We start from the raw sequence: 12,083 nt of genomic DNA on the forward strand, positions 1-12,083 counted from the left end.
CTGAGTATTAGCGATATTTTCGATATGTTTATGGAATTATCAGGATAATATGGCAACTGAACGTTAGATTTTAAATTTGTTGCGATCCATCACGCACCTTAGCCAATTGTAACCGTATACACTGACTGGCCGCTTTACTACTTTATCGTCTCTGTTACAGGGTTTATTCATGGTCTATCAAGCAGATACCCGACGTTATAATACAATGACCTGGCATCGCTGCGGGCGCAGTGGGCTGAAACTGCCGGCCATCTCACTCGGTTTATGGCACAATTTTGGTGACGGCTCGCGGTTGGATAACAGTCGTGACCTGCTGCGCCACGCGTTTGATAACGGTATCACTCATTTCGATTTAGCGAATAATTACGGGCCACCTCCCGGTTCGGCAGAAGAAAATTTAGGCCGTATATTGCGCGCAGATTTTGCCAGCTATCGTGATGAGCTGCTGCTGTCCAGTAAAGCAGGATATACCATGTGGGAGGGGCCATACGGCGACTGGGGCTCACGCAAATATCTGATTTCCAGCCTTAATCAGAGCCTGAAACGTATGCGGGTTGACTATGTGGACATTTTTTATCACCACCGCCCGGACCCGGAAACGCCGCTGGAAGAAACCATGACCGCCCTCGATCATCTGGTGCGCCAGGGGAAAGCGCTGTACGTTGGCCTTTCTAATTATCCCGCGGAGCTGGCAGCAGCTGCCATTGCGCTGTTGAAACAGCTGGGCACGCCTTGTCTTATCCACCAGCCAAAATATTCGATGTTTGCCCGTGCGCCAGAAGAGGGGCTGCTGGACATGCTGTCACAGAGTGGAGTGGGCAGTATCGCTTTCTCCCCGCTGGCCGGAGGCATACTTACCGACCGCTATCTGAACGGTATTCCGCAAGATTCCCGCGCCGCCAGCGGCAGTCGTTTTCTAAACAGTGAACAGCTGACGCCGGAGAAAATGGACAAGGTCGCGCGTCTGAATGCTCTGGCTGTCAGGCGCGGACAGAAACTGTCACAGATGGCGCTGGCCTGGGTGCTAAGGGATAACCGTGTGACCTCCGTACTTATTGGAGCCAGTAAAACCAGTCAGATTGATGATGCGGTACAGATGCTGGCCAATCGCGACTTTACGGCAGCCGAGCTGGCGCATATTGAAGCTATCCTCGGCTGACAGCAAATAGCTTGCGCCAACAGCAGCGTCGAAAACGGGCATGCCAGCGGTCGTTAAAACGCGATGCGGCTGGCAGGCTTATCTGCCCACCGTGACGCGCTTCTCATCAACATTTTAAATACCCTTCTTTGTCTAAATTTACAGAATTTTCCAAGCATAGCGAGTGAGATCTCTTTATATTGTGCTGCTACAGCGGAGAACTGTCCGCTGATAAAGGAGACATCATGAAACGCTTATTGCTTGTGGCCGCTTTGCTGGCCAGTTTAGCGCCACAGGCCTTTCAGACAGCTCACGCAGATAGCGCACGTATTCAGCTGGCACCGGGCATTACACTGCATTTCGGCGATCGCGACCGCCATGGTCGCTATTGGGACGGCGGCCGCTGGCGTGATGACCACTGGTGGCGCAATAACTATCGCTACGATCAGGGGCGCTGGTGGCGGCATGAGCAATGGCGGCGTCATCAGCAGATGCTTCGCCACCATCGATGGGAAAGAGAACGTCGGTGGCGTCAACACGGGCACCATCATCATTGGCACCCCAACCCACCAATACTCAGACAGCACGAACGCGATCGTCGCGAGCGCTGGTAATCCTCTACGCGGCGGGGCCTCCCGCCGTACAACCGTTTACAGATTCAGGCTCGTCGTGACCAGCAGGTAGCCATTGAGCGCCACCACCACCACCACAATAAGACGGCCGAAGCTCTGCATCAGCCGCGAATTGACCATATCGCCCATCAGCTCTGGGTTGCTGGTAAACGCCAGTAACGGCACCAGTGCCAGCGCAATACCAAAGCTTAACAACACCTGGCTCATGACCAGAATGCGCGTCGGTTCCCAGCCCGCCAGGATAACAATAAACGACGGCAGCATGGTGATGACACGCCGCACCAGCAGCGGAATATGGAAGTGGATAAAGCCCTGCATCACTACCTGCCCGGCCATCGTGCCTACCACGGTCGAGGATAGCCCCGCAGCCAGCAGGCTCAGGCCAAACACCAGCGCCGCCGCTTTGCCCAGCAGCGGGTCGAGCGTCCGGTAGGCCTGGGCAAGATCGGCAATGCCGTTGTGGCCACTGAAGTGAAAAGCCGCCGCCGCCGTGGCCATCATTGCCAGATTAACGAACCCGGCAATCGTCATGGCAATCGCCACGTCGAGTTTCGTCGAAGAGTATCGTTCAGCTCGCGTACCGTTATCACCACTGTTTTGCGTGAGCGAAGAGTGCAAATAGATAACATGAGGCATGATGGTCGCCCCAAGCACGCCCGCCGCCAGCAGCACCGCATCCGCCGTTGGCAACGCTGGCACTGCCATTCCCTGTAGCAGATCGACCACGTTCGGCTGTGAGAAGAACAGCTCAATCACATAGGCCGCCGCAACAAACAGCAGTAAGCCACCGATCGCCAGCTCCAACGGTTTCTGCCCACGGCTTTGCAGCATCAATATCAGAAACGTGGCCACCCCGGTGAGCATCGCGCCCTGCAACAGACTTACGCCAAACACCAGCTTGAAGCCAATGGCGGCACCGATAAACTCTGCCAGATCGGTAGCCATAGCGATAATCTCCGCCTGTACCCAATAGAACCAGACCGCCGGGCGTGGAAAACGGTCGCGGATATGCTCGGCCAGATTTTTGCCGGTGGCGATGCCGAGTTTGGCGGACATAAGTTGGATTACCATCGCCATCACATTGGCCCATACCACTACCCACAGCAGCTGGTAGCCATAGGAAGCGCCCGCCTGGATATTCGTGGCGAAGTTGCCCGGATCGATGTAGCCGATCGCCGCGATGAAGGCAGGCCCCATTAAGGCAAACTTGATTTTTCGATTGCTGCGAACGCTCTGCTCGACGGTGCGGCTTTCCGACATAATTCCTACTCCTGCTGCCTTACGCCTGATGGCAATGTAGCCTTGAAAGGGCAATGATTATCCAGTAAATCGCTAATGGTTACGTGTATCACTGTGATAGCCAGCACTATAAAATATAGCAATTGCTATACTTTAAGCCAGAATGAGCCGGTGCTACACGCCAGGCAACCTCTTAAAATGTAGAATATTCGGAAATGACTTTCCAGCCTTATGCTTATCTTTTCAGCGCGAGGGGGGATCATGGCGGTGATGAGCATCACCAATGTGAATGAGCTGGCTTGTTAAATTAAAGTAAAATGATGTGACGAACGTCAATTGACTGAATTCTGCGCCGCCTGCTAAGTATAATATTACGGTACAGGTCTCGTTTTTCCGCCTCTTGTTACATAGAATGTGCAACCAAATATAACAGCCCTTGAATTTGGAGCAAATATGTCCCGTGTTCTGCACTTTGCTTTAGCACTGGTGGTGGTCACATTGCTGGCCCTGTTAGTCAGCCGCGACCGTAAAAATATCCGTTTCCGCTTTGTTATCCAATTGCTGGTCATTGAAGTTGTGCTGGCCTGGTTTTTCCTTAACTCCGAAGCTGGCCTGGGATTTGTTAAAGGGTTTTCGGACCTGTTCGAAAAATTACTCAAGTACGCGGCGCAAGGGACAAGCTTCGTCTTTGGCAATATGAGCGAGAAAGGTCTGGCCTTCTTCTGGCTTAACGTCCTGTGTCCTATCGTATTTATTTCAGCGCTGATAGGTATTCTGCAACACTTCCGTATTCTGCCCGTCATCATCCGTGCAATCGGTACCGTGCTGTCGAAGATCAATGGAATGGGTAAACTGGAGTCTTTTAATGCGGTAAGTTCGCTGATTTTGGGGCAGTCAGAAAACTTTATTGCCTATAAGGATATCCTGGGCAGAATGTCAGAACGCCGCATGTACACCATGGCTGCCACCGCCATGTCGACCGTCTCCATGTCGATAGTCGGCGCCTATATGACCCTGTTACAGCCGAAATATGTGGTCGCGGCGCTGGTACTGAATATGTTCAGTACTTTTATCGTGTTGTCGATCATCAATCCATACCGCGTCGACAGTGAAGAAGACCTGAAGTTGGGTAATACGCATGAAGGACAAAGCTTCTTCGAAATGCTTGGTGAGTATATCCTTGCCGGTTTCAAAGTGGCGGTGATCGTTGCAGCAATGCTGATTGGTTTTATCGCGCTGATTTCCGCCATTAACGCGCTGTTTGACACTCTATTCGGCATCAGCTTCCAGGGCATCCTTGGCTATGCATTCTTCCCTTTTGCGTGGGTGATGGGCGTCCCGAGCGGTGAAGCTTTACAGGTGGGTAGCATCATGGCAACCAAACTGGTTTCCAATGAGTTCGTCGCAATGATGGATCTGCAAAAGATCGCCAGCACGCTGTCACCGCGCGCTGAAGGCATCTTGTCGGTATTCCTGGTGTCATTCGCCAACTTCTCGTCAATCGGCATCGTTGCCGGCGCAATCAAAGGGTTGCATGAACAACAGGGAAATGTGGTTTCGCGCTTTGGCCTGAAACTGCTGTACGGTTCAACGCTGGTCAGTGTACTGTCGGCCTCAATTGCAGGACTGGTGCTGTAAAGCACGGGCGGGGTCGACTGGCCCCGCTACCCTGCTCGCAGACTGTGCCATTCTGAGCGCTCTGTGGCACTTCGTTAAATAAATAAATTGTGCTTTCGCTCCCTTCGTCAACTGATGGTGAGGGTCAGCGCGGTGAGGCCGGTTGCTTTGATCAGGATGGGATGGCAGGCGTTAACAAGAAGTCAGCCCAATAAAAAAAATCTGCCTGAGCAGATTATAAATGATGTTTAAGGCTATGAAGATTTGGTGGAGATAAGCGGGATCGAACCGCTGACCTCTTGCATGCCATGCAAGCGCTCTCCCAGCTGAGCTATACCCCCACTACAGAAAGTATCAGTTTTTCGGTGCCACCTAATCCGCTGGATAAGATTTGGTGGAGATAAGCGGGATCGAACCGCTGACCTCTTGCATGCCATGCAAGCGCTCTCCCAGCTGAGCTATACCCCCAAGCCGAAAAACCGTGTCGTGTTGACGGCGGGCATAATATGAAACGTCGGGGTTGGTGTCAACGGCAATTTAGTAAACTGAGTGCGATCGCCGAAAAAGCCGCCAAAGCGTTGAACAAAGCGCTATCCTGTTGTTTATTTATTGTATAGTTTTTCAATTCCCCACCCCGCCTGAATTATTGTTAATTACGCGTTAAAAACCCCTCGGAATAAACTTGTTTTTGTTAATCCACCGTGCAAAACTGCGGCGGATTTTGGCTGTCAGCCCCATGCTGCGCGGGACGCGTGCGTCACATCGTCAGCTGCGGAATCTGGCACTTTTCCTTTTATTTACACACCAGAGTTATTATGTCTTTGCACACACCAAAAGAAATCTCGGCTGTCGCAGTACAGGCAGGCGTTATTAAAAGTAGTACCCCAGTTTCTTCTTTACTTATCCTCGGTTTTCTTGCCGGTGCCTTTATCTCATTCGGCTTTCTGCTGTTCATCCGCGTGGTGACTCAGTTGCCACCGGAATGGGGCTCATTTGGCACGCTGCTGGGTGCTTCGGTATTTCCGGTTGGGATAATCCTTACCGTACTGGCCGGTGGCGAGCTGCTTACCGGCAACATGATGCTTATGCCGATAGCATGGTTCGCCCGCCAGATCAGTGCCTGTAGCGTATTACGTAACTGGTTCTGGGTGACCATCGCTAATTTCATTGGCAGTATCGCCGTTGCCTGGTTCTTCGGCCATATGTTGGGTTTGACCGAAGGTGACTTTTTGAAGAAAACGGTGGCCGTTGCCAGTGCGAAAGTGAATGCAGATTTCCTGCACGCCTTTATTTCCGGCGTTGGCTGTAACTGGCTGGTCTGCCTGGCGACATGGCTGGCTTTTGCCAGTAAAGATGTGGTGGGCAAGATTTTCGCCATGTGGTTCCCGGTGATGGCTTTTGTGGCCATCGGTTTCCAACATGTTGTCGCTAATATGTTTATTGTTCCTGCGGCTATATTTGCCGGTTATCTTAGCTGGGGCGAATATCTGCCTAATTTTGTCGCCGTATTCCTTGGCAACGCCGTCGGCGGCGCCATCTTTGTTGGGCTGGCCTACTTTGTCGCATTCCGCGCACCAACCCAGGCAAACACTATTTCCCGCTAATTATCCCCGCCCCTGTTACGGCAGGGGCCCATTTTCCTTTCCGTCCTTTTTGCTATCTATTATCTCATCGTTAATGATTTGTGTTAGTTGTTCATGTGATGAATTACTGTAATATACTTGAGCACTTATTCGGCAAAAGGGATATAAAAGTGAAAAAGGATTGGTTAACGCCGGAAGAACTGGCACAGCAAACAGGTTTTAGCAGACAGACAATTAATAAGTGGGTTAAGAAAGAGAATTGGACTACCGCACCGAAACCCGGTGTTCAGGGTGGAAAGGCTCGCATGATTCATATTGATGAACGAGTAAAACTTTTCCTTAAATCCACACGCCATGCCGCGGAGCCTGGCGCTCACTATCGCGTCAATCAGAATTCCCTGCCTGCACTGTTAGTCACCTCGGTACAGCAATTGAGCAATGACGAACAGGAAAAATTAGCAGCCATGCTGCTACGTGAAGGCATTCAGGGAATATTGCAGCGGTTAGGAATTGGCGCTTGAAAAAAAACCGGCCACATCGATGGCCGGGTTTTTTATTGCACTTAATTACGCCTCGCGATTTGTAATATATACCAGCGCTTTTTCAATGCGGGCTACGCTGCGCGCCTGACCAATGGCATCAACAGTCACGTCCAATGCCGGCGACTGTCCGGCACCGGTAACGGCAACGCGTAATGGCATGCCGACTTTACCCATTCCCACTTCCAGTTCATCAGCCGCTGCCTGAATGGCGTGGTGAACGTTTTCTGCCGTCCACTCATTGATGGCTGCGAGTTTATCGCGCACCACTTCCAGCGGCTGGCGGGCCACCGGGCGCAAGTGTTTCTTCGCCGCATCAGCATCGAACTCGTCGAACTCTTCATAGAAATAGCGACAGGACGCCGCCATCTCTTTCAGCGTCTTGCAACGTTCACCCAGTAGCGTCACCAGCTGCGCCAGCTGCGGGCCGCTGCGGGTGTCAATTTTTTCCTGTTCGATATGCCATTGCAGATGGGTAGCCACATATTCAGGTGCCAGAGAATTGATATAATGATGGTTCAGCCACTGCAGTTTTTCAGTATTAAAAGCGCTGGCAGACTTACTCACCGCATCAAGGTCGAACAGTTTTTTCATTTCATCAATGCTGAAGATCTCCTGATCGCCATGTGACCATCCCAGGCGAACCAGATAGTTCAACAATGCTTCAGGCAGATAACCGTCATCGCGATACTGCATCACTCCTACCGCGCCGTGGCGTTTTGACAGCTTCTTGCCGTCGTCGCCAAGGATCATGGATACGTGCGCATACATTGGCACATCTGCGCCAATCGCTTTCAAGATATTGATTTGACGCGGGGTATTATTGATGTGATCTTCACCACGGATAACGTGGGTAATCCCCATATCCCAGTCGTCAATGACCACGCAGAAGTTATAGGTCGGCGCGCCGTCAGTACGGCGAATGATCAGATCGTCCAGTTCCTGGTTGCTGAATTCAATTTGACCACGGATTTGGTCTTCAAAAATAACTGAACCTTCCTGCGGGTTGCGGAAACGCACTACGCATGGTGCGTTATCCGCATGATGTTCATGGCTGTCGCGGCAGGTGCCGTCATAACGCGGCTTCTCGCCGTTGGCCATCTGATTTTCACGCAGCGTTTCCAACCGCTCCTTAGAGCAATAGCATTTATAGGCGCTACCGGCTTCCAGCATCTGGTCGATAACCGCGTTATAACGGTCAAAACGTTTAGTCTGGTAGTACGGGCCTTCATCCCAGTCGAGATTGAGCCAGTTCATGCCATCCATTATGGCATCGATAGCCTGCTGCGTTGAACGCTCCAGATCGGTGTCTTCAATACGCAGCACGAATTCACCGCCGTGGTTACGGGCAAACAACCATGAATACAGTGCGGTACGAGCACCGCCAACGTGCAGATAGCCAGTTGGGCTGGGAGCGAAGCGGGTTTTGATTTTCATTAATGAATGCCTTATTACGCGCAAACTTTGGCCTGAGTCAGCACAGAATTTTAGTGGCTCACATTCTAACACCTGCGTGCGAATCCTCAACGGCAATCCCCGTTTGCTGGCCGCTATTGACGTGCCTTTTTCCTGGCAACTCCCTGTTTTTGGCTGAAATCAAGGCGCGATGACTATTTTTCCGACGAACACACGTCTTATGCGGAAAAAGCGTTGACTCATCCGAATGGTTCCCTATAATGCGACTCCACACAGCGGGGGTGATTAGCTCAGTTGGTAGAGCATCTCCTTTACACGGAGGGGGTCGGCGGTTCGAGCCCGTCATCACCCACCATTCCTTGAGGAATGATGCCCGCTAAGAAAGAAAAGCACTACCCGGATATTGAAGTATGGGTGATTAGCTCAGTTGGTAGAGCATCTCCTTTACACGGAGGGGGTCGGCGGTTCGAGCCCGTCATCACCCACCATACATTTCTAATCCGGTTGCAGTAACGATATGGGTGATTAGCTCAGTTGGTAGAGCATCTCCTTTACACGGAGGGGGTCGGCGGTTCGAGCCCGTCATCACCCACCATATCGGGTCGTTAGCTCAGTTGGTAGAGCAGTTGACTTTTAATCAATTGGTCGCAGGTTCGAATCCTGCACGACCCACCAGTGCAAAAAGGCGCCCTAAAGGCGCCTTTTTGCTGTGCGCAAACCGGGCTGGGTTCGAACCTGCAGCAGGTCGGGTCGAGCGTAAGTGAGACAACGTTGCCAGCGGCAACGGCCCAAAGGGCGAGGCGCAGCCGAAGTCATCCTGCACGACCCACCAGTGCAGAAAGGCGGCCTGAAGGCGCCTTTTTGCTGTGCGCAAACCGGGCAGGGTTCAAACCTGCAGCAGGTCGGGTCGAGCGTAAGTGAGACAACGTTGCCAGCGGCAACGGCCCAAAGGGCGAGGCGCAGCCGAAGTCATCCTGCACGACCCACCAGTGCAGAAAGGCGGCCTGAAAGCGCCTTTTTGCTGTGCGCAAACCGGGCAGGGTTCAAACCTGCAGCAGGTCGGGTCGAGCGTAAGTGAGACAACGTTGCCAGCGGCAACGGCCCAAAGGGCGAGGCGCAGCCGAAGTCATCCTGCACGACCCACCAGTGCCACCTTTCACTTTCTTATCACTTCTTTTACGATTTTATGCCTCAAGTCTGAAGCGCTTCCCACCGATAACCCATACAGGTTAATAACACGGGAGACAAAGATGACCACCATCAGTGGCAGTACCAGCGTATCCGCTAACCCGGATGCAGGCAGCTCAGTTTCGCAAGCCGACCGTATTAGCAAGCAGATTGTCAAACTGCAGGAGCAGCTGAAAAGCCTCAGCGATGAAACGTCCCTGACTGAACAGCAGAAAGCAGAACAGCTGCAAATGACAGAAAACCAGATAGCCATGCTGGAAGCTCAGCTGGCACAGATCCAGCTACAGCAGCAGGCCGTCGAACAACAGCAAGAAAGCAAAGCGACAGACAGCGGCAGCAGCGAAGTTGCCGATGGCGTCAATCGCCCTACCGAAACGAACACGTTAAACGTGTATATCTAAAATGGCGAGGTGCTGGCACGTTGTCGTGTCAGCGCCCCGGCCTGCTGGCGCACTTCCTGCCAGATTGCCTCTGCGGCTGGCGTCAATGAGCGGTTTTTACGTCTTACCAGCATAATAGTGCGATTAATCTCCGGCATGATGCGTTTCACCATTAGTGGCCTGCCCTGGGGTAACGGCAGCGCCAGCGCGGGAAGGATGCTGATACCAATTCCGGCTTCTACCATCGGATAGAGCGTGGCCGGGTGGCCTATTTCCTGAACAATTTCTGCCCTCACCTGCTGCAAACGTAGCGCTTCGTCGATCAGAACCCGGCTACCGGATGAGTAATCCTGTAATACCAGCGTGCGTTGATTCAGCATATTCCAGTAAACCGTTCGCTGCTGCGCCAGCGGATCGTCCTGCCGACACAGCAGTAAAAAAGGTTCCTCCAGAATCGCTTCACACTGTAAATCGTCTGCCTGCAAAGGTCCTATCACAATCCCGAAATCAACCTCGGCATGACGAATGCTCTGCAACACCCACTGCTGCGGACGATCGCGCAACATGATTTTGATTTCAGGATAGCGCAACTGCCCGCTGGCCAGGCACTGCGGCATCAGATGCGCGGAGATGGTCTGGCTGGCAGCCACGCGCACCGTTCCGCTACGCTGCTGCCCGTAGCTGCGTACGTCCAGAAGGGTGGTATTCAGTTCCTCCAGTATCCGTTCCAGGCGGCTGGCGAGCTGTTCTCCTGCCTCCGTCAACAACACTTCACGCGTAGTGCGGTCAAGCAGGCGGATAGCCATTTCGCTCTCCAGCTCTTTGATGCTATGGCTGACTGCTGACTGGCTCAACCCAATCAACTGCCCCGCCTGACTGAAACTCCCTTGCCGGGCAACAGCAACGAAGACGCGCAGCTGGCGTAAGGTGCAATTCATCTATTTCTCTCATATATGAATTCAATAAATTAATTTTATTTATAAACCCGTCCAGCGCACAATAGCAATATCTGTGTTTAACCAGGCTTGAACAATGGGTATTTTTCGTATCGATCCACTGATGTTAAAACTGATTATCACCGTGCTGCTGGCTTCGTTGCTGCCCGCTCGCGGTCATTTTATTGATTTCTTCGAGTGGTTGACTACCGCCGCCATCGCCCTGCTGTTCTTTATGCACGGCGCCAAGCTGTCACGCGAAAAAATTATTGCCGGTGGCGGCCACTGGCGTCTGCATCTGTGGGTGATGTTCAGCACCTTCGTACTGTTTCCGGCGCTGGGAGCCATATTGGTCTGGTGGCATCCTCTGCCGTTGAGCCACGAGATCTATAGCGGATTTATGTATATGACGATCCTCCCTGCTACCGTTCAGTCGTCCATCGCGCTGACTTCGCTGGCCGGAGGCAATGTTGCGGCAGCGGTGTGCAGCGCATCGGCATCCAGCCTGTTAGGCGTGTTTATCTCACCGTTGCTGGTCAGTCTGCTGATGAACGTGCACAGCAACGTTCCGGGTGGCAGTCTTGAACAGATCGGTAAGATTATGCTGCAGCTGCTGGTTCCGTTCGTGGTCGGGCATCTTTCCCGCCGCTGGATCGCAAACTGGGTGGAAAGAAACCGCGGCCTGATAAGCAAAACTGACCAGGCATCTATTTTGCTGGTAGTCTATTCAGCCTTTAGCGAAGCGGTGGTTAACGGTATCTGGCACCGGGTAGGCGTGATGACGCTGGTGTGGATTGTCGCCGGCAGCCTTGGCCTGCTGTTTGTGGTACTGGCGATCAACCTGACCGCCGCCCGTCTGTTTGGCTTCAACCGTGCCGATGAAATCACCCTTCTGTTCTGCGGTTCTAAAAAGAGTCTGGCCAACGGCGTGCCGATGGCCAATATCCTGTTCCCTTCCGCAACGGTGGGCATTGTCGTGCTGCCACTGATGATCTTCCACCAGGTACAGCTGATGGTCTGTTCAATGCTTGCGCAGCGCTACAGAAAAACCGGAGAAAAGCAGATTGTTGCGCACGAAGAGTCTGGCAGCCGGGCGTTGGCCAGATCCCGGAAGGCACGTTAGTCGACAGCGGCGCAGAGATAACGCCTGCGCCGGTCATTGAGGTATCTGTCTGACTGACATTAAAACAACAGGTTTTAATGCGGTTGCGTTAACGGTTTAATCAGTCCCTCTAATCCCTCAATCTTGACAGCCAGCGTCATCTGCATCAGTTCCCCAAGGTGGCCCTGAGGAAACTCATTCTTACGGGCAAACCACAGCAGATACTCTTCCGGCAGCTCAATTAACACGCGCCCTTTATATTTGCCGAAGGGCATAACGGTATTAGCCATTTCATTCAGGTGTTTTTTTTCCAT

General features: G+C 52.5%; 11 protein-coding genes, 6 tRNA genes and 3 other RNA genes. 14 read left to right on the forward strand and 6 right to left on the reverse strand.

What is annotated here, in order from left to right; genetic code table 11:
• Window positions 1-169: 169 nt before the first annotated feature.
• Both JGC47_RS11705 and JGC47_RS11710 read left to right on the forward strand, forming a co-directional pair.
• Window positions 170-1,159: an aldo/keto reductase gene (locus JGC47_RS11705; protein WP_004158801.1), complete on the forward strand. Its 990-nt coding sequence runs from the start codon at window positions 170-172 to the stop codon at window positions 1,157-1,159.
• A gap of 224 nt (window positions 1,160-1,383) precedes the next feature.
• Complete coding sequence (locus JGC47_RS11710) at window positions 1,384-1,752, forward strand: DUF2502 domain-containing protein (RefSeq protein WP_004158803.1); 369 nt, start codon at window positions 1,384-1,386, stop codon at window positions 1,750-1,752.
• A gap of 36 nt (window positions 1,753-1,788) precedes the next feature.
• Here the strand turns inward: JGC47_RS11710 and JGC47_RS11715 are convergent, their stop codons facing one another.
• The gene (locus tag JGC47_RS11715; protein WP_004158804.1) at window positions 1,789-3,030 is read right to left on the reverse strand and encodes an Nramp family divalent metal transporter; all 1,242 of its coding nucleotides are present in this window, start codon (window positions 3,028-3,030) and stop codon (window positions 1,789-1,791) included.
• Window positions 3,031-3,462: 432 nt separating this feature from the next.
• Here JGC47_RS11715 and JGC47_RS11720 point away from each other — a divergent pair, with 432 nt between their 5' ends.
• Window positions 3,463-4,647, forward strand: a complete 1,185-nt coding sequence (locus tag JGC47_RS11720; protein ID WP_004158805.1) for a NupC/NupG family nucleoside CNT transporter — start codon at window positions 3,463-3,465, stop codon at window positions 4,645-4,647.
• Window positions 4,648-4,891: 244 nt separating this feature from the next.
• On the opposite strand, the gene JGC47_RS11725 is transcribed toward JGC47_RS11720, so the two are convergent.
• Window positions 4,892-4,967, reverse strand: a tRNA-Ala gene (locus tag JGC47_RS11725).
• A gap of 51 nt (window positions 4,968-5,018) precedes the next feature.
• Window positions 5,019-5,094, reverse strand: a tRNA-Ala gene (locus JGC47_RS11730).
• A 347-nt stretch (window positions 5,095-5,441) separates the two neighbouring features.
• On the opposite strand from JGC47_RS11730, the gene JGC47_RS11735 reads away from it, so the two are divergent.
• A complete protein-coding gene (locus JGC47_RS11735; protein WP_004158806.1) occupies window positions 5,442-6,230 on the forward strand; it encodes a formate/nitrite transporter family protein in 789 nt (262 codons plus the stop codon).
• A gap of 149 nt (window positions 6,231-6,379) precedes the next feature.
• On the forward strand, window positions 6,380-6,730 hold the full coding sequence (locus tag JGC47_RS11740) for a YfeC-like transcriptional regulator (protein ID WP_004158807.1): 351 nt from the start codon (window positions 6,380-6,382) through the stop codon (window positions 6,728-6,730).
• Window positions 6,731-6,775: 45 nt separating this feature from the next.
• Here JGC47_RS11740 and gltX read toward each other — a convergent pair whose 3' ends face one another.
• Window positions 6,776-8,185, reverse strand: coding sequence for a glutamate--tRNA ligase (gene gltX / locus JGC47_RS11745; RefSeq protein ID WP_013036137.1), 1,410 nt, complete (start codon window positions 8,183-8,185; stop codon window positions 6,776-6,778).
• Window positions 8,186-8,443: 258 nt separating this feature from the next.
• Here gltX and JGC47_RS11750 point away from each other — a divergent pair.
• The 8 genes from JGC47_RS11750 (at window position 8,444) to JGC47_RS11785 (ending at window position 9,753) form a co-directional block, all read left to right on the forward strand.
• A tRNA-Val gene (locus tag JGC47_RS11750) sits at window positions 8,444-8,519 on the forward strand.
• Between the two features lie 57 nt (window positions 8,520-8,576).
• Window positions 8,577-8,652: transfer RNA gene (locus tag JGC47_RS11755), tRNA-Val, on the forward strand.
• A gap of 31 nt (window positions 8,653-8,683) precedes the next feature.
• Window positions 8,684-8,759 (forward strand) — tRNA-Val (locus tag JGC47_RS11760).
• 4 nt (window positions 8,760-8,763) lie between these two features.
• Window positions 8,764-8,839, forward strand: a tRNA-Lys gene (locus JGC47_RS11765).
• Window positions 8,840-8,870: 31 nt separating this feature from the next.
• Window positions 8,871-8,996: non-coding RNA, RtT sRNA (locus JGC47_RS11770), on the forward strand.
• A gap of 31 nt (window positions 8,997-9,027) precedes the next feature.
• Window positions 9,028-9,153: non-coding RNA, RtT sRNA (locus tag JGC47_RS11775), on the forward strand.
• Between the two features lie 31 nt (window positions 9,154-9,184).
• Window positions 9,185-9,310, forward strand: a non-coding RNA gene (locus JGC47_RS11780) — RtT sRNA.
• 104 nt (window positions 9,311-9,414) lie between these two features.
• Window positions 9,415-9,753 carry a FlxA-like family protein gene (locus JGC47_RS11785; RefSeq protein ID WP_004158882.1) on the forward strand — a complete coding sequence of 113 codons (339 nt, stop codon included), beginning with the start codon at window positions 9,415-9,417 and terminating at the stop codon, window positions 9,751-9,753.
• On the opposite strand, the gene JGC47_RS11790 is transcribed toward JGC47_RS11785, so the two are convergent.
• Complete coding sequence (locus tag JGC47_RS11790; protein ID WP_004158886.1) at window positions 9,750-10,670, reverse strand: LysR family transcriptional regulator; 921 nt, start codon at window positions 10,668-10,670, stop codon at window positions 9,750-9,752. The genes JGC47_RS11785 and JGC47_RS11790 overlap by 4 nt on opposite strands.
• 94 nt (window positions 10,671-10,764) lie before the next feature.
• On the opposite strand from JGC47_RS11790, the gene JGC47_RS11795 reads away from it, so the two are divergent.
• Window positions 10,765-11,790 carry a bile acid:sodium symporter family protein gene (locus JGC47_RS11795; protein WP_004158902.1) on the forward strand — a complete coding sequence of 342 codons (1,026 nt, stop codon included), beginning with the start codon at window positions 10,765-10,767 and terminating at the stop codon, window positions 11,788-11,790.
• 74 nt (window positions 11,791-11,864) lie between these two features.
• Here the strand turns inward: JGC47_RS11795 and JGC47_RS11800 are convergent, their stop codons facing one another.
• Window positions 11,865-12,083 (reverse strand): DUF3820 family protein, encoded by a 219-nt coding sequence (locus JGC47_RS11800; protein ID WP_004158903.1) that lies wholly within the window; start codon window positions 12,081-12,083, stop codon window positions 11,865-11,867.

The sequence above is a fragment of the Erwinia amylovora genome (assembly GCF_017161565.1).
GTDB lineage: Bacteria > Pseudomonadota > Gammaproteobacteria > Enterobacterales > Enterobacteriaceae > Erwinia > Erwinia amylovora.